We start from the raw sequence: 20,595 nt of genomic DNA, 5'->3' as shown, positions 1-20,595 counted from the left end.
TCATTTTGTCAGACAACCCGTTCGGCAAGCAGCGAAAATTGATCTTCCAGGCTGTTCTCGTCGAAATCGGTCAGCGTGGTCGGATAGTCGCCGGTGAAGCAGGCATCGCAATATTGCGGACAATCGTCGTTGCGTCGCGCCTCACCCAGCGCGCGGTACAGACCGTCGATGGTCAGGAAGGACAGGCTGTCGGCATTGATGAAATTGGCCATCTGGCCGACCGTCATCTGCGCCGCGAGCAGCTTGGCGCGTTCGGGCGTGTCGACGCCGTAGAAGCAGCTATGCGACGTCGGCGGGCTGGCGATGCGCATATGCACTTCGGCGGCGCCCGCGTCGCGCATCATCTGCACGATCTTGAGGCTGGTTGTGCCGCGCACGATCGAATCGTCGATCAGCACGATCCGCTTGCCGGCGATCAGGGCGCGATTGGCATTGTGCTTCAGCTTGACGCCGAGGTGGCGAACCTTGTCGCCCGGCTGAATGAAGGTACGGCCGACATAGTGCGAACGGATGATGCCGAGCTCGAAGGGAATGCCCGATTCCTGCGCATAGCCGATCGCCGCGGGGGTTCCCGAATCGGGGACCGGGATGACGAGATCGGCGTCGACCGGATTTTCGCGCGCCAGTTCGGCGCCGATCGCCTTGCGCACCGAATAGACGCTGGTGCCATCGACGATCGAATCGGGGCGCGAGAAATAGACATATTCGAAGATGCACGGCCGTGCCGCGCGATCGGCGAAGGGGCGGTGCGACGAAAGCTGGCCGTCGCGGATGATCACAAGTTCGCCGGGATCGACCGAGCGGACGAATTCGGCGCCGACGACGTCGAGCGCCACGGTTTCGGACGCGAGGATGTACGCATCGCCCAGCTTGCCGATGACCAGCGGACGAATGCCGAGCGGATCGCGGCAGCCGATCATGCCTTCCGCGGTCAGGCAGATCAGCGAATAGGCGCCCTCGACCTGTTTCAGCGCGTCGATGAAGCGATCGAGCAGGGTGCGATAGTTGGACGTGGCGACGAGGTGGATGATGACCTCGGTATCGCTCGTCGACTGAAAGATCGATCCGCGGCGCACCAATATCTTGCGCAGCGCCATCGCGTTGGAAATATTGCCGTTATGCGCGACTGCAAAGCCGCCGGTGGCCAGGTCGGCGAACAGCGGCTGGACATTGCGCAGCGCCGTCTCGCCGGTGGTTGAGTAGCGGACATGGCCGATCGCCGACGCGCCCGCGAGCTGGCGGATGATGTCGTCGCGGTCGAAATTGCCCGCAACATGCCCCATCGCGCGGTGGGTATGGAAATCCTTGCCATCGAAGGCGGTGATGCCCGCGGCTTCCTGACCGCGGTGCTGCAGGGCGTGAAGCCCCAGCGCCGCGACCGCAGCGGCACTTTCGGCGCCGTGAATACCAAAGACGCCGCACTCCTCGCGGAGCTTGTCGTCGTCAAAAGGATGGGTCGTCAGCATGTCAATCCAGGGGCAGGGGGCTGGGACTGCCGCGCATATAGGAGTGCCGAACCCAAATGTCGCCCCCCATATTTGACCTTTTGATGTCAACCCCACCCGCGCGGGGGGTGACAGCCGCTCTCGACCTGCTCTAAGGCGCGGACCATGGATGCTTCGCGCGACACCACCGACCGTTTCCTGCCGCGTTTCGACGCCGCCGGGCTGGTGACCGCCATCGTGACCGACGCCGACAGCGGCGTGCTGCTGATGGTCGCGCATATGAATGCCGACGCGATCGCGCTGACGCAGGAGACGGGGCAGGCACATTTCTGGTCGCGGTCGCGGGCCGCGCTGTGGCGCAAAGGCGAAACCTCGGGCAACGAGCTGGCGGTCGTCGAAATGCGCGTCGATTGTGATCAGGATGCGCTGCTCTTGCGCGTGAAGCCCGCCGGTCCCGCCTGTCACACCGGGCGCCGGTCCTGCTTTTATCGCCGGATCGAGCGCGACGGCAGCCTGACCTTCCTCGATACCGATGCCTAGCCCACGCGTCGCGGGCCTCCTCGTCGCGGTTCTGCTGCTCGTCGGCGGCTGCGACCGGGCGAAGCGCGACGGCGCCGATGCCGCGATCGATACGCGCAATCCGTTAGAAATCGCGGCGCGCGAACGCGGGGTGGTACGCGCCGATGCAAGCGATCCGACCGGCCTGTTCGAACGCACGCACGAGCTTGGCCGCGATGCGATGTGCGTTGTCCCCGATGGCGCCGGGCAGTGGCGCTTTGCGGTGAGCGCGTCTTTCGGTCCCGGCCTGTCGTGCAATGCGCGCGGCACCATCGTCCGCGACGGGGATGACTGGCGGATGCGCTTCGCCGGGGTCGAGGGATGCGAGGCACTTGTCCACGAAGAGGATGACGAACTGCGCCTGCCCGGACGCCTGCCGTCGCAATGCGACAGCCTGTGCCCGTCACGCGCCTCGCTCTCGGGCCTGCGCCTGCCGCGGGCGAGCTGGTCGGCGGACGATGCAAAGGGCTTGCAGTTGCGCGATGGACGCGGCAATATGGTTCGGCCTTGCGGATCGCCGTAAGCGGCGCTTTTCCTTATCTCCGACGGCCTTGACGTTCACGTCAACGGAAACTAGTCTTTCGGGATGACCGAAGAATACGGCCACGCCCATATCGACACGCCCGATCATCTGGGGCGCGAGCAATATAGCATCACCGATCTGTCGACCGAATTCGGCGTCACCGCGCGCGCGCTTCGGTTCTACGAGGACGAAGGGCTGATCAGCCCCTCGCGCAAGGGGCTGTCGCGTATCTATTCGAAACGCGACCGCGCCCGGCTGGCCTGGATTCTGCGTGCCAAGCGCACCGGATTTAGCCTGGCCGACATTCGCGAGATGATCGACCTTTACGACGTCGGCGATGGCCGCAAGCTCCAGCGCCAGGTCACGGTCGAAAAATGCGAGGAGCGCATCGCGCTGCTCCAGCGTCAGCGCGATGACATCGACAGCGCCGTCGAGGAACTGACACGTTTCATCGATATGGTGAAAAAGGTCGACGCTGGCGAAAAAGTCGGCTGAGCTTCGGCAACCAGAACCTCCCCGGGCAAGTTTGATTGCCAACACCTGATTTATCGGAAAGATTTCGCATGCCTGTCTACCGCGCCCCGATCCAAGATACGCTGTTCCAGCTCAATGATGTCCTCGGTATCGATCGCTACGCCGACCTGCCGGGCTTCGCCAATGCGTCGCCCGATATGGTCGAAGCGGTGCTGACCGAGGCCGGCAAATTCTGCGAAGAGGTGCTGTTCCCGATCAACCGATCGGGCGACCTCGAAGGCTGCACGCGGCATGAAGATGGTTCGGTCACCACGCCCGAGGGGTTCAAGGAAGCGTATAAGGCCTATTGTGAAGCGGGCTGGACGCTACTCAACCAGCCCGAGGAGTTCGGCGGTCAGGGGCTGCCCCACGTCCTCGGCTTTCCGGTCGAGGAATATCGCATGGCGGCGAACCAGGCCTTTGCCATGTATCCGGGGTTGACGCAGGCCGCAGTCTCGGCGCTGTTGGTCAAAGGGTCGGACGAGCAGAAAAGGCTCTATGTCCCCAAGATGGTGTCGGGCGAATGGGGCGGCACGATGAACCTGACCGAGCCCCAGTGCGGCACCGATCTTGGGCTGATCCGCACGCGCGCAGTTCCGAACGCCGACGGCAGCTATTCGATCACGGGGACGAAGATTTTCATCTCGTCGGGCGAGCATGACCTCACCGACAATATCATCCATCTCGTGCTGGCAAAGACCCCTGACGCACCCGACAGCGTCAAGGGAATTTCGCTGTTCATCGTCCCCAAATATCTGGTGAACGACGACGGTTCGCTCGGTGAGCGCAACACGCTGTCGTGCGGGTCGATCGAGCACAAGATGGGCATCCACGCCAATGCGACCTGCGTGATGAACTATGACGGCGCAAAAGGCTGGATGGTTGGCGAGGAGAACAAGGGCCTTGCCGCGATGTTCGTGATGATGAACGCCGCGCGGCTCGGCGTCGGCATACAGGGGTTGGGTCAGGCCGACATAGCCTATCAGAATGCCGTCCAATATGCGCAGGACCGCCGGCAGGGCCGGGCGCTGACCGGGCCTCAGGATCCCGCCCAGAAGGCCGACCCGCTGTTCGTCCATCCCGACGTGCGCCGCATGCTGATGGATGGCAAGGCGGTGGTTGAGGGGCTGCGCGGCCTGTGTCTCTGGGGCGCGCTGCAGGTCGATCTGGCGCATGGCGCCGCGTCCGAAGAGGAGCGGCAGCAGGCCGACGACCTCGTCAGCCTGCTGACCCCGGTGATCAAGGGCTATGGCACCGACAAGGGCTATGACGTCGCGACCAACGCGCAGCAGGTGTTCGGCGGCCACGGCTACATCGAAGAGCAGGGCATGAGCCAATATGTCCGCGATGCCCGCATCACGATGATCTACGAAGGCGCCAACGGCGTACAGGCGATGGACCTCGTCGGGCGCAAGCTCGCGCAGAATGGCGGCCGTGCCATCCAGGCCTTTTTCGCGATCGTCGACGCCGAATGTGCGGCGGCGAAGGACAAGCCGGCCTTCGCCGATTTTGCGGGGCAACTCGAAAAGGCCAATGGCGAACTCAAGGCCGCGACGATGTGGTTCATGGCCAATGGCATGACCAACCCCAATAATGTCGGCGCGGGCGCGCATCATTACATGCACATCATGGGTATCGTCGCGCTGGGCCTCATGTGGCTGCGCATGGCCGAAGCGGCACAGAAGACGCTCGACGAAGGGCGCGGGAACAAGGCGTTCCTCGAAGCCAAGCTTGTTACCGCGCGTCATTTCGGCGAACGCTTCATCCCCGATGCGGGCGCGTTGCGCCGCAAGATCGAGGTCGGCAGCGAAGCGATGATGGCGCTGACGCCCGATCAATTCTTCGCCGCCTGACGTGCAGGCTCGCAACCATCGCCGCCGCCCGTGCGTGTAGGCGGCGATGAGCGAGGATGCGCTGACCCCGATCGTTGAGGAAGGCCGCAATTGCTGGCGGATCGAACGCGCCAACAAGGCGCGGATGATCGTCGATGCGGCCGACTATTACGCGCTGCTCGTCCGGCTGATGGAGCGCGCGAAAGAGCGCATCCTGCTGATCGGCTGGGATTTCGACCCGCGGATTGCCCTGACGCCCGACGATGCGGGCAAGGGCGAATCGCTGGGGCATTTTCTGCTGCGTCTGGCCCATGCGAAACCCGACCGCGATATCGACATTCTTCGCTGGAATTTCGGCGGTCTGAAACAGTTTCTCATGCCGCGCATCGTCTCGATGGTGCTGCGCTGGAAGGTGACGCGCTCGATCAGCTTCCGGCTCGACAGCGCGCACCCCACTGGATGCAGCCACCACCAGAAGGTCGCGGTGTTCGACGATCATCTGGCGGTGTGCGGCGGCATCGACGTGTCCTCATCGCGCTGGGATACGCGGGGCCATCGCGACGGCGATCCGCGGCGCACCAATCCCGACGGCCAGCCCTATATGCCGTGGCACGATTCGACGATGATCCTGGCCGGGCCGGTCGGCGAAGCGCTTGCCGATCTGGGCAACGAACGGTGGCAGCGCGCAACGAACAAGCAATTGCGCGACGTAAAGGGCGACGGCGAAAACTGGCCCGAAAATCTCGAACCCGATTTTACGAACGTCGATGTCGCAATATCGCGCACGCGCGCCGAATATGACGGCTATCCCGAAATTCGCGAGATTGAGCAGCTCTATCTCGACATGATCGCCTCGGCGAAGCGCTTCGTCTATTTCGAAAATCAATATTTTACCTCGGCCAAGATCGCGGCGGCGATCGCCGAGCGGCTGGACGAGGACGATCCGCCCGAATTCGTCATGGTGATGCCGCGTACCGCCGACGGGTGGCTCGAACAGATGGCGATGGACGCGGCGCGCGTGAAGCTGGTGCGCGCGATTGCCAAGGCGCGGCACGGCGACCGCCTGCGCGTATATGTCCCGCACACCGCGGGCGGCGATCCGATCTATGTTCATGCAAAGACTGCGGTCGTCGACGATCGCCTGCTGCGTATCGGATCGTCGAACATGAACAATCGATCGCTGGGGCTCGACAGCGAATGCGATGTGACGATCGATGCCGCTTTGCCCGCGAACCGCGGGGTGGAGCCGACGATCCGGGCGCTGCGCGAATCGCTGATCGGCGAGCATCTGGACGTCGATCCGGCCGATGTCGGCCGCCTTTATGAAACAACGGGGTCGCTTATCGATGCGATCGAGGCGCTGCGCGGGCCGGGCCGCTCGCTCGAGTTACTCGATCTCGTCGAGCCCGGGCCGTTCGACGATTATATCGCCGAGCATGAACTGCTCGATCCCGAAAATCCCGACGCGATGTTCGAAGGGATCGCCGAGCGCGGGCTGCGCCGGAACTGGCACCGCGGCAAAGCCTGGATGAAGCGTCACCGCCCGTTCCGGCGGAGATGATAGCGCGGCCTCAGTCCGCCAGCGACAGGATATGCCGCGCCTGTTTGAGGTGCGGGGCATCGACCATTTTGCCGTCCACCTGAAGCACCCCCGAGCCCGGATTGGCGGCGAAGGCATCGACGATCGCCTGCGCACGCTGAACCTCGTCGGCCGACGGCGTGAAGGCGCCGTTGATCGGCGCGACCTGCGATGGATGGATCGCCATCATGCCGGTAAAGCCATCGCGCCGCGCGCGTGCGGCATAGGCGGCAAGTCCCGCCTCGTTCTTGATCGCAGGGAACACCGTATCGATCGCCGCGGCACCTGCGCCATGCGCGGCAAACAGCGTCAGCGCGCGCGCGACCTCATAGGGTTGGGTATAGCTGCCGTCGTCGTTCCGGCTTGTCGTCGCGCCGATCGCGGCGGGAAGGTCCTCGGCGCCCCACGTCAGACCGATCAGCCGGTCTTTCACTTCGCGATAGCTGCCGAGCGTGAAAATCGCCGCAGGCGTTTCGGTCGCGATAGGCAGGATCGGCGGCAGCGAGGCGTCGCGAGCAGATTCGCTGCGGAGGATCGTGTCGAGCTGCTGAATGCTCGGCGCCCCTTCGGCTTTGGGTAGCATGATCGCATCGGGCCGGGCATCGGCAATGGCGGCCACATCGGCCGCCGTCATATGTCCGTCGAGCGGATTGACACGGACCAGCGTGATGACTTCGCGTGTTCCTGACAGATATTCGGTCACGGCCGCGCGCGCAGCTTCCTTGTTCGCCAGAGAGACCGAATCTTCCAGATCGAGAATGATCGCATCGGCGCCCGATGCGGCCGCCTTGGCGAAGCGCTCGGGGCGGTCGCCGGGAACGAAGAGAAGCGAACGCAGGCGCATCAGGCAGCCTTTCCCTTGATCAATGCCGCCCGCTCGCACTGGCATACAATCTCCCCGCGCTGATTGATACAGCGATGGAGGAAGGTGACGATTCCCGAGCCCGGGCGAGATTTCGATTCTTTGAGGCCGATCACTTCGGTTTCGGCGCGCAGCGTGTCGCCGATGAACACAGGCTTCGGCATCACGAGCTTGTCATAACCGAGGTTCGCGACGAGCGTGCCGAGCGTCGTGTCGCCGACCGACAGCCCGACCATGAGGCTGAAAGTGAAGGTGCCGTTGACCAGGATCTGGCCGAACTCGGACGCCTTCGCCGCCTCGGCATCGAGGTGCAGCGGCTGCGGGTTATGCGTCATCGTCGAAAAGAGCAAATTGTCGGTCTCGGTCACCGTACGCCGGATTTCGTGCGTGATCGTCTCGCCGATTTGCCACTCGTCGAAAAACTTGCCTGCCATTTTCAGTCCCTCAAATGCAATTTCATGCCGACATGGCTCTGCACGAAGCCGAGCCGGGCGTAAAAGCGGTGCGCGTCGGTGCGTTTAGCCGAGGATGTGAGCTGAACAAGCTTGCAGTCGCGCGCGCGGCACTGCTCGACCGCCCACAGGATCATCCGCTCGCCCAGCCTTTGCCCGCGCAGGTCGCTCGCGATCCGCACCGCCTCGATCAACCCGCGCCAGCTTCCGACAAAGGAAAGCCCGGGCAGGAAGCTCAGCTGCATCGTCCCGACAACGCGGCCGCCCATTTCGGCTGCGATCAGATGCTGGTTCGGATCGGCGTCGATCGCCTTGAACGCCGCGAGATAGCGCGGGTCCGACGGATCGGCCTCGCGGTTCGCCGGAATCGTATCCTCCGCGAGCATGGCGAGGATGGCGGGAAGGTCCGCCACCGTCGCGTCGCGAAGGATCAACTCGCTCACTCGGCGGCCTCGATCTTCGCGAGCAGGGCTTCGACCTGCACCTGCGCGCCGGCGGTCGCGTTGAGTTCGGCGACGATACCGTCGAACGGCGCGGTCAGGCTATGCTCCATCTTCATCGCTTCGAGGGTGAGCAGCTTCTGGCCCTTGGTCACCTTGTCGCCCGCGGCGACGTCGACCGCTATGATCTTGCCGGGCATCGGCGACAGGATCGCCCCGTCGCCCGCTGCGCCGCCGGCACCGCCCGCGGCGCGCCAGGGCGTGAGCTGCCACACCGCGCCACTTTCGGCGACGAGCATGGCGGGGGCGGGCTCCTCGGCGCCGGGGCCGTGCAGCGTGACATCGACGCGCTTGCCGTCGAGCAGGAAGGGCGCGGTGCGCACATCGGGCGCGTTGAGACGGAAACCCGACTGCAGCGAGCGGGGAACCATCGCCATCGCGGCATTGGTCAGCGCCTGATCCGAGGGCATCGGCTCGGCCGTCATGCTGTCGCCATCGCGGCCGATCAGCCCGGTGTCGACCGTGCCTGCGACGAAATCGGGGTGATTGAGGGCGGCAATCAGGAACGCCGAATTGGTCTTCACCGGCCAGATCGCGCTGTCCTCCAGCATTTCGGCCAGCATTTCACGGGCTTCGCTACGATCGTCGCCGTAAGCGATGACTTTGGCGATCATCGGATCGTAGAAGGGCGACACCTGCGCGCCTTCGTAGACGCCGGTGTCGATGCGGCCGAGATGTTCGGGAAGCTGGAACAGTTCGAGCGTGCCGATGCTGGGCAGGAAACCCCTGGCCGGATCTTCGGCATAGAGCCGTGCTTCCATCGCCCAACCGTTGATCGCGAGCTCGTCCTGTGCCAGCGGGATCGGTTCGCCCGACGCGACACGGAGCTGCCATTCGACCAGATCGACCCCGGTAATCTCTTCGGTTACCGGATGCTCGACCTGCAGGCGCGTGTTCATTTCCATGAACCAGATGCGGTCGGCGCGCAGGCCTTCGCTGGCGTCCGCGATGAATTCGATCGTCCCTGCACCGACGTAGTCGACGGCCTTTGCGGCACGGACTGCTGCGGCGCAAAGGTCCGCGCGCGTCGCCTCGTCCATGCCGGGGGCAGGGGCTTCCTCGATCACCTTCTGGTGGCGGCGCTGGAGCGAGCAGTCGCGCTCGAACAGATGGACGACATTGCCGTGCGTGTCGCCGAACACCTGCACCTCGATATGGCGCGGGGTCAGGATATATTTCTCGATCAGCACGTGATCGTTGCCGAACGACGCCGCCGCCTCGCGCTGGCACGAGGCAAGCGCGTCGAGGAAGTCCGCCGCCGCATCGACCTTGCGCATGCCCTTGCCGCCGCCGCCGGCGACCGCCTTGATCAGTACGGGATAGCCGATCTGCGCGGCCTGTTCGGCGAGGAAGGCGGGATCCTGATTTTCGCCCATATAGCCCGGCGTCACCGGCACTCCGGCGTCGGCCATCAGCTTCTTCGCGGCGTCTTTCAGCCCCATTGCGGTGATCGACGAAGGCTTCGGCCCTACCCAGACGAGTCCGGCATCGGCGACCGCCTGTGCGAACTCGGCGTTCTCAGAGAGGAAGCCGTAACCGGGATGGATCGCCTCGGCCCCGGTCGCCTTGGCGGCGGCGATAATCTTCTCGCCGACCAGATAGGATTCGCGCGCCGGCGAAGGCCCGATATGCACGGCCTCGTCGGCCTCGCGCACATGCAGCGCCTTGGCGTCCGCGTCCGAATAGACCGCAACGGTCCGGATGCCCATCTCGCGCGCGGTACGGATGATACGGCAGGCGATTTCGCCACGATTGGCGATGAGGAGGGACTTAATCATTCGGGCGCGCTTCCATTGTCTCGCGGACTATCTGCCATTCCGGCCAAGGGTTCTCTAAATCTATGTCGGCATAGTCACGTTGGGCGGGGAGCTGCTCTCTCATGCTGATCGGCATCGCCATGCATACCGCGCCGTCGCGAACATCGATGACCTCTGCTTCGGTCAGAGGCGTTCCCTTCTTCGCTTCGAGATCGAAAAGAAGATTGAACAGCGGCGGAATGGGCACTGGCACAACCGGCTCCGCTGGTTCGTGAGGAGAGATGGCGGCGTTGCCATCTTTGCCGAAAATTTTCTTCAGAAAATCCATCGCCGCTACATCCTGAACACGCCGAACCCGCGGTCTTCAACCGGGGCGTTCAGCGTTGCAGCAAAGGCCAGCCCCAGCACGTCACGCGTCTGCGCGGGGTCGATGATGCCATCGTCCCACAGCCTCGCCGTCGCGTGATAGGGATTGCCCTCATCCTCATATTTCTGGCGGATCGGCGCCTTGAAGGCTTCGGCCTCCTCGGGCGTCCATTTGTCGGCGTCGCGGTGGACGGTCGCCAGCACGCTTGCTGCCTGCTCACCGCCCATCACGCTGATCCGGCTATTGGGCCAGCTGAACAGGAAGCGGGGGCTGTAGGCGCGCCCGCACATGCCGTAATTGCCCGCGCCGAAGCTGCCGCCGATCAGCACGGTGATTTTCGGCACCGTCGCGGTCGCTACCGCCGTCACCAGCTTTGCGCCATGCTTGGCGATCCCTTCGGCCTCATATTTGCCGCCGACCATGAAGCCGCTGATATTCTGGAGGAAGAGTAGGGGAATGCGCCGCTGCTGCGCCAGCTCGATGAAATGCGCGCCCTTGACTGCAGACTCACTGAACAGCACGCCGTTGTTCGCGAGGATCGCGACCGGTATACCCCAGATATGCGCGAAGCCGCAGACGAGCGTGGTGCCATAGTTCGCCTTGAACTCGTGGAACTCGCTGCCGTCGACGATGCGCGCAATCACCTCGTGCACGTCATAGGGCGCGCGGACATCCTCGGGGATGATGCCGTAGAGCTCTTCGGCGTCATATTTGGGCGGACGCGGGTCTTTCATCGCGACGTCGAAGCCATCGTCGGCCCCGAAGGTCGACACGATATCGCGCACGATGGTCAGCGCATGTTCGTCATTCTCGGCCAGATGATCGACCACGCCCGACTTCTTCGCGTGCAGGTCGCCGCCGCCCAGATCCTCGGCGCTGATCTCTTCGCCCGTCGCGGCCTTCACCAGCGGCGGGCCGGCGAGGAAGATCGTACCCTGGTTGCGCACGATCACCGTCTCGTCGGACATCGCGGGAACATAAGCACCGCCCGCGGTGCAGCTGCCCATCACGCAGGCGATCTGCGGGATGCGTTTCGCCGACATATTCGCCTGGTTGAAGAAGATGCGCCCGAAATGGTCGCGGTCGGGAAAGACCTGATCCTGATGCGGCAGGTTCGCGCCGCCGCTGTCGACAAGGTAGATGCAGGGCAGGCGGTTCGCCTCGGCAATCTCCTGCGCGCGAAGATGTTTCTTCACCGTCATCGGATAGTAGGTGCCGCCCTTCACCGTGGCGTCGTTGCACACGATCATCGTCTGCTTGCCCGACACACGGCCGATGCCGGCGATCATCCCGGCGCCCGGAACCTCGCCCTCATACATGTCGCCCGCCGCGAGCTGGCCGATCTCGAGGAAGGGCGAACCCGGATCGAGCAGCCGCTCGACGCGCTCGCGCGGCAGCAGCTTGCCGCGGCTGGTATGCCGCTCGCGCGACTTTTCGTTGCCGCCGAGCGCCGCTTCGGCGACGCGGGCATAGAGCGCGTCGCGCAGGCCGCGGTTGTGCGCGGCGCGTGCCTGGGTCTGCGGATCGTCGGGATTATATTGCGTCGAAAGGACGGGGGCGCTCACGGTTCACTCTCTCCCTGAAACTGTCTGCGCCCTAGCCGGTCGCTCGTCGATTGGAAAGCACCGCAGGCCGAAAATGGTTGGTATTGAAACGGGATTGTCACAGGCGTATCGCCGTCCGACACCCCCCAGAAAGCAAGGCAACGCCATGAAAAAGACCGTCCTCGCCATCCTCCTGTCCACCGCGACGATCATTGCCGGGCCGATCGCCTGCACCAGCGCCAACGGCGACAAGGCTGCTTACACGCTCGGCACCGACCTCGGCATCAGCAAGGAAGCGATGGACACCAGCGTCAAGCCGGGCGACGATTTTTACGCCTATGCGAACGGCAATTGGCAAAAGGCGACCCAGATCCCCGCCGACCGCTCGTCGATCGGCGCCTTCTACACCGCCTTCCTTGAAACAGAGAAGCGGACGCGTGAACTCGTCGATGCGATCGTCAAGAGCGGCGGCGATGCGGGCACCGACGACGGCCGCATTGCTGCCTTCTACAACGCCTATATGAACACCAAGGCGATCGACGCCGCCGGGATGAAACCGGTCGAGGCCGATCTGGCGCGCTTCGACACCATCGCCGACAAGGCGGCGCTGTCGACCATCCTGGGCGAACAGACGCGCGCCGACGTCGATCCGCTCAACGCCACCGACTTCAACACCGAGAATCTCTTCGGCATCTTCGTTTCGCAGGGACTGGCGACGCCGGGCGAGGTTATTCCCTATATGCTGCAGGGCGGGCTCGGCCTTCCCGAGCGCGAATATTACCTGTCGGCCGACCCGAAGATGGCGAGCATCCGTGACGCCTACAAAGCCTATATCGCCAAGCTGCTGACTCAGGCGGGGATCGCCGATGCCGATGCCAAGGCGCAGCGCATCTTCGATCTGGAAACCAAGATCGCCCGCGCCCATGCGACGCGCGAGGAGAGTGAGGATTTCACCAAATCGGCCGACGTCTGGACCAAGGCCGACTTTGCCAAAAAGGCGCCCGGGATCGACTGGGACGCTTATTTTGCCGCTGCCGGGCTCGACAAGGCGGCGAAGTTCGGCGCCTATCATGCGCGGGCGATCACCGGCCTGTCGGCGCTCGTCGCATCGCAGCCGCTCGAGGCGTGGAAGGACTGGCTCGTCTTCCATCAGATCAACAGCCATACCGATGTGCTGCCTAGCGCGCTCGACGATGCGCATTTCGCCTTTTACGGCACCACCCTGTCGGGTACGCCGCAGCAGCGCAGCCGCGACAAGCGCGCGCTCGACGCGCTCAACACCAATCTCGGCGATGCGGTCGGCCGCGTCTATGCCGAGAAATATTTCCCGGCGTCGGCCAAGGCCGAAGTTGGCGACATGGTGAAGGGGATCAAGGCCGCCTTTGCGAAGCGCGTCAACACGATCGACTGGATGGCGCCCGAAACGAAGAAGGAAGCGATCAAGAAGGTCGAAACCATCGTCGTCGGCGTCGGCTATCCTGAAAACTGGCGCGACTATGGCAGCTACACGATCAGCGCCGACGACGCCTATGCGAACGAAGTCGCCGGCGAGAAGGCCGAATATGCGCACCAGCTCGCCAAGATCGGCAAGCCCTTCGACAAGGGCGAATGGTGGATGACCCCGCAGACGGTCAACGCCGTCAATCTGCCGGTGCAGAATGCGCTGAATTTCCCCGCCGCGATCCTGCAGCCGCCCTTCTTCGACGCCAAGGCCGATCCCGCCTATAATTACGGGGCGATCGGCGCCGTCATCGGCCACGAAATCAGCCACAGCTTCGACAATAATGGCGCCGCCTTCGATTCGACCGGCGCGCTGCGCAACTGGTGGACGGCCGAGGATCTCAAGAAGTTCGAGGCGGCGGGGGCGGCGCTAGCCGCGCAATATGACAGCTACAAGCCGTTCCCCGATCTTGCGGTCAACGGCAAGCTGACGCTGGGAGAGAATATCGCCGACGTCGCGGGCCTGCAGACGGCTTATGACGCCTATCGCGCTTCGCTGAACGGCAAGGAAGCGCCGGTGATCGACGGCTTCACGGGCGATCAGCGTTTCTTCATCGCCTATGCGCAGACCTGGGCCACCAAGATGCGTGACGAAGCGATGCGCGCGCGGATCGCGACCGACGGCCATGCGCCGGGCAACTACCGCGCACTCACCGTCCGCAACCTCGACGCGTGGTACAAGGCGTTCAACGTTCAGCCGACCGACAAGCTGTATCTCGCCCCCGATCAGCGCGTCCGCGTCTGGGGGTGATGTCCGCTTCTCCTCGTCGCGAGGAGCGGAGCGACGAAGCAATCTCCAGTCATCGGCCCGAGGTTAACTCGGGACGCTGGAGATTGCTTCGCTGCGCTCGCGAAGACGCTATTTTTCTGATGCCTGCGGCGCCCCCGGCTTTTCCTTGAGGATCAAGTACCGGTAAACGCCGACGCAGTTGATGCACAGCAGCGCGATATTCTGCCAGCCGATGCCTTCGCTGTCGCTTTGCAGAAAGCCCCACGCGACGAGCGCGATGCTGCTGGTCACGAAAATGACGAAGGCCCAGCCGGTCGGGCGCCGCCCGAGATTGAGCGATACGATCAGCGCCGCGAGCGTTCCGGCCCCGGCGCCATAATATTGCAGCGCGTCGAGCAGCGTATCGCTCATCCGCCGGTCGCCCCGAACACGAACTCGAGCTTCAACCCGTCAGGGTCGGCAAAGAAAAGCGCATAATAGGTCGGTCCGTAGCGCGGATAATCGGCGGGGGCATCGAGGATCGTCGCGCCTATGCTGCGCAGCAAATCATGCAGCGCATCGACGTCGGCGCGGCTTTCGGCAGTCCAGGCAAGATGATGCAGTCCGGGCGAAAAGCGGTCGTGGCTCCGTAATGCGCCGGCCCCCTGCGCTTCGACGATCCCGATCGAATGGAACGGTTCGCCGTCGCGGTCCCAATCGCTGCCATGATCATAATCGGCGGCGCGCCGGTAGCCGAGAAAGCCCAGCACCGCATCATAGAAAATCCGCGACCGCGCCGCGTCGCGAACCGTCAGGTCGATATGATGGACAAGGCCGCGCGCGCTCATAAGGCCCCGGCAATCGCGAGCAGTCCGGATGCAGTCAAAAACGGCCAGCCGATGTGTCGGCCGCGCGTATATACGGCATCGAACAGACCGGTCGCCGTCCACGAGGCCCCGATCAGCAGGATCAGACCGCGCGGCGTTCCGGGCCACAGGACCGACGCGGCGGACACCAGCATCAGGAGCGAGAGCGCATGCCATGCCAGACGAAACACCCGGCGCGCCAAGTCGATCCCCATGATTCCGCTGTCGAGCGACATCAACGGCCTGACAAGTCGTCTTTCGCCCAGCAAGCCGTGCACCAGGGCGGTCGCCACCATGAAGGTGGCCGACAGCCCCAGCCAGATCACGCGCCTGCGCCAATCAGTTCGCGGCCGATCAGCATGCGGCGGATTTCGTTGGTGCCCGCCCCGATGTCGAGCAGTTTGGCATCGCGCCAATAGCGCTCCACCGGCCAGTCCTTGGTGTAGCCCGCGCCGCCAAGCGCCTGGATCGCTTCGCCCGCGACCCTCACCGCGCTTTCGCTGGCCAGCAGGATGGCGCCCGCGGCGTCGAACCGCGTCGTCAGCCCGGCGTCGCATGCCTTGGCGACATTATAGACATAGGAGCGCGCCGACTGGAGCGCGACATACATATCGGCGACCTTGGCCTGCATAAGCTGGAACGAGCCGATCGGCTTGCCGAACTGCTTGCGCTCGCGAAGATAGGGGATGACCGTGTCGAGGCAGCCCTGCATGATGCCGAGCTGGAGCCCGGCGAGCACGACGCGCTCATAGTCGAGGCCCGACATCAGCACGCCGACGCCGCCGTTGACCGGCCCCATCACCTGGTCCTCGCTAACTTCGCAGTCGGTGAAGACGAGTTCGGCGGTCGGGGATCCGCGCATGCCGACCTTGTCGATCTTCTGACCGATGCTGAAGCCCGGCATATCCTTTTCGATCAGGAAGGCGGTGATGCCGCGTGACCCCGCTTCGGGCGTCGTCTTGGCATAGACGACCAGCGTGTCCGCACAGGTGGCGTTGGTGATCCAGAATTTGGTCCCGTTGAGGACATAGCCGCCCTGAACCGGCTCGGCCTTCAGTTTCATCGAGACGACGTCGCTCCCGGCGCCGGCTTCCGACATCGCAAGGCTGCCGACATGCTCGCCCGAGATCAGCTTCGGCAGATATTTCGCCTTCTGCTCTTCATTGCCCCAGCGGCGGATCTGGTTGACGCACAGATTCGAATGGGCGCCATAGGACAGGCCGATCGCGCCGCTCGCGCGGCTGACTTCCTCGACCGCGAGAACATGTTCGAGGTAGCCGAGACCGAGGCCGCCCCATTCCTCCTCGACCGTGATGCCGTGCAGGCCCAGCGCGCCCATCTGCGTCCACAGCTCGTCGCGAGGGAACCAATCCTCGCGGTCGGCCCTGTCGGCCAGCGGCGCAATCTGCTCGTCGGCGAAGCGGGCCGTGGTGTCGCGGATCATCTCGGCGGTCTCGCCAAGGGCAAAATCGAAATCGGGTGTGGCGCGCATATCGTCCTCTGTTTCTGGTTTCGGATGCGACTAGCAGGAAGCGGGCGCGGTTTGAAGCGCAGCGGACAAGTCTGGCTTGCAAGGCGAAAAGGCCATACAGCTTGCGTGCCGCCATGGGGGTCGGCAAGGGCGGGGCATGATCGACACGCTTACCCATCTGGACCGTCTCGAGGCCGAGAGCATCCACATCATGCGCGAAGTGATGGCCGACGCCGTCAACCCCGTGATGCTCTATTCGGTCGGCAAGGACAGCGCGGTGATGCTGCATCTCGCGCGCAAGGCTTTCTATCCCTCGCCGCCGCCCTTTCCGCTGCTCCACGTCGATACCACGTGGAAGTTCCGCGCGATGTACAAACTGCGCGACCGCATGGCCGCGGAATCGGGCATGGACCTGATCGTCCATCAGAACCCCGAGGCGAAGGCGCGCGGGATCAATCCGTTCGACCATGGGCCGCTGCATACCGACATGTGGAAGACCGAAGGGCTCAAGCAGGCGCTCGACCTTCACGGATTCGACGTGGCCTTCGGCGGTGCGCGGCGCGACGAGGAAAAGAGCCGCGCGAAGGAGCGCATCTTTTCCTTCCGCACGGCGAGTCACGGCTGGGATCCCAAGCAGCAGCGCCCCGAGCTGTGGAATCTCTACAATGCGCGCAAGGCGAAGGGGGAAAGCATCCGGGTCTTTCCGATCTCCAACTGGACCGAACTCGACATCTGGCAATATATCGCGCGCGAGAATATCCCGATCGTGCCGCTCTATTTCGCCGCGCCCCGACCGACGGTGATACGCGACGGGCTGTTGCTGATGGTCGATGACGACCGCTTCCCGCTACGCGACGGTGAAGAGCCGGTGATGCGCTCGGTGCGTTTCCGCACCCTCGGCTGCTATCCGCTCACCGGGGCGGTCGAAAGCGAGGCGACGACGCTCAGCCAAGTCATCCAGGAAATGCTGTTGGCGACGACCAGCGAACGGCAGGGACGCATCATCGACAAGGATGGCGGCGATGCGTCGATGGAGAAGAAGAAGCAGGAGGGGTATTTTTGACCCGCCGCGTCAATCTTCAGATTGACGAAGGGTCAACCCCCGCGAAGGCGGGGGCCTCTTTCTGTATCAACGGACGAAGCGGGATTCCCGCTGTCGCGGGAATGACGAAGTAAGAATATGACCGACCCCATCTATGTCACCGACGCTCTGATCGCCGAGGATATCGACGCCTATCTCGCGAGTCACGAGCGGAAGTCGCTGCTCCGCTTCATCACCTGCGGCAGCGTCGATGACGGCAAATCGACGCTGATCGGACGCCTGCTCTACGACAGCAAGATGATCTTCGAGGATCAACTCGCCGCGCTCGAGGCCGACAGCAAGCGCGTCGGTACGCAGGGCGGTGAGATCGATTTCGCGCTGCTCGTCGATGGGCTTGCCGCCGAGCGCGAGCAGGGCATCACGATCGACGTCGCCTATCGTTTTTTCACGACCGAAAAGCGCAAGTTCATCGTCGCCGACACGCCGGGGCACGAGCAATATACGCGCAACATGGTCACCGGCGCGTCGACCGCCGACCTTGCCGTGATCCTCGTCGATGCGCGCAAGGGCGTGCTGACGCAGACGCGCCGCCACAGCTTCCTCGCGCACCTGCTCGGCATCCGGCATATCGTGCTTGCGGTGAACAAGATGGACCTTGTCGGCTATGACAAGGCGGTCTTCGATCGCATCACGCTCGCCTATCGTGCCTTTGCGAGCGAGATCGGTATCACCAATTTCACCGCCATTCCCATCTCGGGCTTTAAGGGCGACAATATCACCGCGCTATCGGCGAACACGCCCTGGTTCAAGGGGCCGGCGCTGGTCGACCATCTTGAAACGGTCGAGATCGGCGGCACCGCCGACCAAGCCAAGCCTTTCCGGATGCCCGTTCAATGGGTCAACCGCCCGAATCTGGATTTCCGGGGCTTTTCGGGCCAGCTTGCAAGCGGCAAGGTCAAGCCGGGCGACGCCGTCCGTATCCTGCCGAGCGGGAAGACGACGACGATCGACCGGATCGTTACGCTTGATGGCGATCTGAATGAAGCAGTCGCGGGCCAGTCGGTGACGCTGACGCTGGCGGACGAAGTCGATTGTTCGCGCGGCGATGTCATCGCGGCCGCAGATGCGCCCCCCGAAACCGCCGACCAGTTCGAAGCGACGCTCGTCTGGATGGCCGACGAGGCGATGATACCCGGCCGCGCCTATTGGCTGAAGCTCGCGACGCAGAGCGTTTCGGCGACCGTCCAGGCGCCGAAGTACGAGATCAACGTCAACACGCTCGACCGGCTGGCGGCAAAGACGCTCGACTTGAACGGGATCGGGGTGGTCGAGGTGTCGACCGACAAGCCCATCACCTTCGAAGCCTATGCCGACAACAAGACGCTCGGCGGCTTCATCCTGATCGACAAGCTGACCAACGCGACGGTGGCCGCCGGGATGCTGCACTTCAGCTTGCGCCGGGCACAGAATGTCCATTGGCAGGCCGGCGACATCGATCGCGATATGCGCGCGAACCTCAAGAACCAGCGGCCGGCGCTGCTGTGGTTTACCGGCCTGTCGGGGTCGGGCAAATCGACGATCGCGAACCTTGTCGAGAAGAAGCTGCACCGGATGAACCGGCACAGCTTCCTGCTCGACGGCGACAACGTCCGCCACGGGCTCAACAAGGATCTGGGCTTCACCGAAGCCGACCGGATCGAGAATATCCGCCGCGTCGGCGAGGTTGCCAAGCTGATGACCGACGCCGGGCTGATCGTCATCACCGCCTTCATCTCGCCCTTCCGCGCCGAGCGCGAAATGGTGCGCGCGATGCTGCCCGAGGGCGAGTTTCTTGAAATATTCATCGACACCCCGCTGGCCGAGGCGGAACGGCGCGACGTCAAGGGCCTCTACAAGAAGGCACGGGCGGGTCAGCTCAAGAATTTCACCGGCATCGACAGCCCTTACGAGGCGCCCGAGGCGCCGGAGGTTCGCATCGACACGACCGCGATGACGGCAGAGGAGGCCGCCGACCTCATCGTCGAACGGCTGCTGGGCTAACCGGTGCTGCTGTTCCGGGGCCGCGAGGCGCACAGCCGATCTTTCGCCAAGGCGGTCAGCTGGCGCGCTCTGGGCAGCATCGACACCTTCATCCTCAGCTACATCTTCACCGCCAATGTGAAGGCCGCCGGCGCAATTGCGAGCACCGAAGTGCTGACCAAGATGCTGCTCTATTATGTCCACGAACGCGCGTGGAGCCGGGTAACCTGGGGCATGGACAAGACGCCGCGCGATACGGGAACCGAAGGGCTTGACGAACGCGGCGGCGAGGGCTCTGGCACGCAGCCATGACCGAGAATGACGAACAATTGGCGACGCGGCTCGCCGATGCCGCCGGCCGCATCCTGCTCGACCTGCGCGCAGCGGGCGACCTCACGGGCAAGGCGCTGGGGCAGGCGGGTGACGAGGCTGCGAACGCGATGCTCTGCCGCGAGCTTCGCGCGGCGCGTCCCGACGACGCGCTTTTGTCCGAAGAGGAAAAGGACAATCCGGTGCGCCTCGCCAGCCGCCGGGTTTGGATCGTCGATCCGCTCGACGGCACGCGCGAATATGGCGAGGGCCGGTCCGACTGGGCGGTGCATGTCGCGCTCGCGATCGATGGCGTCGCCAGCGTCGGCGCGGTCGCGTTGCCAGGGCTCGGGCTGACGCTGACCTCGGGCGCGCCGACCGCATTGGCGCCTGCCAACGAGCCGCTGCGGATGCTTGTCAGCCGCACCCGCCCCGCTGCCGAGGCGGTTCAGGTCGCCGAACGGATGGGCGCGGAACTGCTTGCGATGGGCTCGGCCGGAGCGAAGGCCATGGCCGTGGTGCGCGGCGAGGCCGACATCTATCTGCACACCGGCGGCCAATATGAATGGGACAATTGCGCGCCCGTTGCGGTTGCGCAGGCTGCGGGGCTGCACGTCAGCCGCGTCGATGGCTCGCCGCTGCGCTACAACAATGCCGATACCTATCTGCCTGACCTGCTCATCTGCCGCCGCGAACTGGCAGACGAGGTGCTGCGCCTCGCGTCGGAATATTCGCCCGGCTGAACCG

General features: G+C 64.1%; 21 protein-coding genes. 10 read left to right on the top strand and 11 right to left on the bottom strand.

Annotation, left to right across the window (positions count from 1 at the left end; all coding sequences use genetic code 11):
- Nucleotides 1-8: 8 nt before the first annotated feature.
- A complete protein-coding gene (gene purF / locus ACT17R_RS11120) occupies nt 9-1,466 on the bottom strand; it encodes an amidophosphoribosyltransferase (RefSeq protein ID WP_003051348.1) in 1,458 nt (485 codons plus the stop codon).
- Between the two features lie 144 nt (nt 1,467-1,610).
- Between purF and hisI the strand changes: the two genes are divergently transcribed.
- The 5 genes from hisI to ACT17R_RS11095 all read left to right on the top strand — a co-directional run bounded on the left by hisI (nt 1,611) and on the right by ACT17R_RS11095 (nt 6,432).
- Nucleotides 1,611-1,985, top strand: coding sequence for a phosphoribosyl-AMP cyclohydrolase (gene hisI, locus ACT17R_RS11115; RefSeq protein WP_003051351.1), 375 nt, complete (start codon nt 1,611-1,613; stop codon nt 1,983-1,985).
- Nucleotides 1,978-2,526, top strand: coding sequence for a hypothetical protein (locus ACT17R_RS11110; protein ID WP_186403233.1), 549 nt, complete (start codon nt 1,978-1,980; stop codon nt 2,524-2,526). Before hisI ends, ACT17R_RS11110 begins: the two co-directional genes overlap by 8 nt.
- A 63-nt stretch (nt 2,527-2,589) precedes the next feature.
- Nucleotides 2,590-3,021, top strand: coding sequence for a MerR family transcriptional regulator (locus tag ACT17R_RS11105; protein ID WP_003051357.1), 432 nt, complete (start codon nt 2,590-2,592; stop codon nt 3,019-3,021).
- A 68-nt stretch (nt 3,022-3,089) separates the two neighbouring features.
- Complete coding sequence (locus ACT17R_RS11100; RefSeq protein ID WP_217373398.1) at nt 3,090-4,892, top strand: acyl-CoA dehydrogenase C-terminal domain-containing protein; 1,803 nt, start codon at nt 3,090-3,092, stop codon at nt 4,890-4,892.
- Nucleotides 4,893-4,938: 46 nt separating this feature from the next.
- The gene (locus ACT17R_RS11095; RefSeq protein WP_217373399.1) at nt 4,939-6,432 is read left to right on the top strand and encodes a phospholipase D-like domain-containing protein; all 1,494 of its coding nucleotides are present in this window, start codon (nt 4,939-4,941) and stop codon (nt 6,430-6,432) included.
- A gap of 10 nt (nt 6,433-6,442) precedes the next feature.
- Here the strand turns inward: ACT17R_RS11095 and ACT17R_RS11090 are convergent, their stop codons facing one another.
- From ACT17R_RS11090 to ACT17R_RS11065, 6 genes are read right to left on the bottom strand one after another with little or no spacing between them, the layout of a single operon-like run.
- Nucleotides 6,443-7,294: an HpcH/HpaI aldolase/citrate lyase family protein gene (locus tag ACT17R_RS11090; RefSeq protein WP_444809451.1), complete on the bottom strand. Its 852-nt coding sequence runs from the start codon at nt 7,292-7,294 to the stop codon at nt 6,443-6,445.
- Nucleotides 7,294-7,746 (bottom strand): MaoC family dehydratase, encoded by a 453-nt coding sequence (locus tag ACT17R_RS11085; RefSeq protein ID WP_217373401.1) that lies wholly within the window; start codon nt 7,744-7,746, stop codon nt 7,294-7,296. The genes ACT17R_RS11090 and ACT17R_RS11085 overlap by 1 nt, the downstream gene beginning before the upstream one ends.
- 2 nt (nt 7,747-7,748) lie before the next feature.
- Complete coding sequence (locus tag ACT17R_RS11080; RefSeq protein ID WP_217373402.1) at nt 7,749-8,207, bottom strand: GNAT family N-acetyltransferase; 459 nt, start codon at nt 8,205-8,207, stop codon at nt 7,749-7,751.
- Nucleotides 8,204-10,042, bottom strand: a complete 1,839-nt coding sequence (locus ACT17R_RS11075) for an acetyl/propionyl/methylcrotonyl-CoA carboxylase subunit alpha (RefSeq protein WP_217373403.1) — start codon at nt 10,040-10,042, stop codon at nt 8,204-8,206. Before ACT17R_RS11075 ends, ACT17R_RS11080 begins: the two co-directional genes overlap by 4 nt.
- The gene (locus tag ACT17R_RS11070; protein WP_444809450.1) at nt 10,035-10,349 is read right to left on the bottom strand and encodes a hypothetical protein; all 315 of its coding nucleotides are present in this window, start codon (nt 10,347-10,349) and stop codon (nt 10,035-10,037) included. The genes ACT17R_RS11075 and ACT17R_RS11070 overlap by 8 nt, the downstream gene beginning before the upstream one ends.
- 5 nt (nt 10,350-10,354) lie before the next feature.
- Entirely contained in the window at nt 10,355-11,953 is a 1,599-nt protein-coding gene (locus ACT17R_RS11065) for a carboxyl transferase domain-containing protein (protein ID WP_217373404.1), read from the bottom strand.
- A 145-nt stretch (nt 11,954-12,098) separates the two neighbouring features.
- Here ACT17R_RS11065 and ACT17R_RS11060 point away from each other — a divergent pair, with 145 nt between their 5' ends.
- Entirely contained in the window at nt 12,099-14,183 is a 2,085-nt protein-coding gene (locus tag ACT17R_RS11060) for a M13 family metallopeptidase (RefSeq protein ID WP_444809449.1), read from the top strand.
- Nucleotides 14,184-14,291: 108 nt separating this feature from the next.
- Here the strand turns inward: ACT17R_RS11060 and ACT17R_RS11055 are convergent, their stop codons facing one another.
- Genes ACT17R_RS11055 through ACT17R_RS11040 form a run of 4 tightly spaced genes read right to left on the bottom strand, consistent with a single transcriptional unit; the run spans nt 14,292 to nt 16,499 of the window.
- Nucleotides 14,292-14,573: a hypothetical protein gene (locus ACT17R_RS11055; RefSeq protein WP_062902375.1), complete on the bottom strand. Its 282-nt coding sequence runs from the start codon at nt 14,571-14,573 to the stop codon at nt 14,292-14,294.
- Nucleotides 14,570-14,989 carry a VOC family protein gene (locus ACT17R_RS11050; RefSeq protein WP_062902376.1) on the bottom strand — a complete coding sequence of 140 codons (420 nt, stop codon included), beginning with the start codon at nt 14,987-14,989 and terminating at the stop codon, nt 14,570-14,572. Before ACT17R_RS11050 ends, ACT17R_RS11055 begins: the two co-directional genes overlap by 4 nt.
- Nucleotides 14,986-15,333: a hypothetical protein gene (locus tag ACT17R_RS11045; protein ID WP_062902377.1), complete on the bottom strand. Its 348-nt coding sequence runs from the start codon at nt 15,331-15,333 to the stop codon at nt 14,986-14,988. The genes ACT17R_RS11050 and ACT17R_RS11045 overlap by 4 nt, the downstream gene beginning before the upstream one ends.
- A complete protein-coding gene (locus tag ACT17R_RS11040; RefSeq protein ID WP_062902378.1) occupies nt 15,330-16,499 on the bottom strand; it encodes an isovaleryl-CoA dehydrogenase in 1,170 nt (389 codons plus the stop codon). Before ACT17R_RS11040 ends, ACT17R_RS11045 begins: the two co-directional genes overlap by 4 nt.
- 136 nt (nt 16,500-16,635) lie before the next feature.
- Between ACT17R_RS11040 and cysD the strand changes: the two genes are divergently transcribed.
- The 4 genes from cysD (at nt 16,636) to ACT17R_RS11020 (ending at nt 20,591) form a co-directional block, all read left to right on the top strand.
- Complete coding sequence (gene cysD / locus ACT17R_RS11035) at nt 16,636-17,541, top strand: sulfate adenylyltransferase subunit CysD (RefSeq protein ID WP_444809448.1); 906 nt, start codon at nt 16,636-16,638, stop codon at nt 17,539-17,541.
- A gap of 117 nt (nt 17,542-17,658) precedes the next feature.
- A complete protein-coding gene (gene cysN / locus ACT17R_RS11030) occupies nt 17,659-19,560 on the top strand; it encodes a sulfate adenylyltransferase subunit CysN (RefSeq protein WP_444809447.1) in 1,902 nt (633 codons plus the stop codon).
- Nucleotides 19,561-19,563: 3 nt separating this feature from the next.
- A complete protein-coding gene (locus ACT17R_RS11025) occupies nt 19,564-19,851 on the top strand; it encodes a DUF2061 domain-containing protein (RefSeq protein WP_062902381.1) in 288 nt (95 codons plus the stop codon).
- Nucleotides 19,848-20,591 carry a 3'(2'),5'-bisphosphate nucleotidase CysQ gene (locus tag ACT17R_RS11020; protein ID WP_217373408.1) on the top strand — a complete coding sequence of 248 codons (744 nt, stop codon included), beginning with the start codon at nt 19,848-19,850 and terminating at the stop codon, nt 20,589-20,591. Before ACT17R_RS11025 ends, ACT17R_RS11020 begins: the two co-directional genes overlap by 4 nt.
- The last annotated feature ends 4 nt before the right edge of the window (nt 20,592-20,595 follow it).

Origin of the sequence: Sphingopyxis sp. Q841 (assembly GCF_052384365.1) — a bacterium.
GTDB lineage: Bacteria > Pseudomonadota > Alphaproteobacteria > Sphingomonadales > Sphingomonadaceae > Sphingopyxis > Sphingopyxis terrae_A.
The sequence above is the reverse complement of the archived record's forward strand: the minus strand, read 5'-3'. Positions and strand labels throughout refer to the sequence as shown.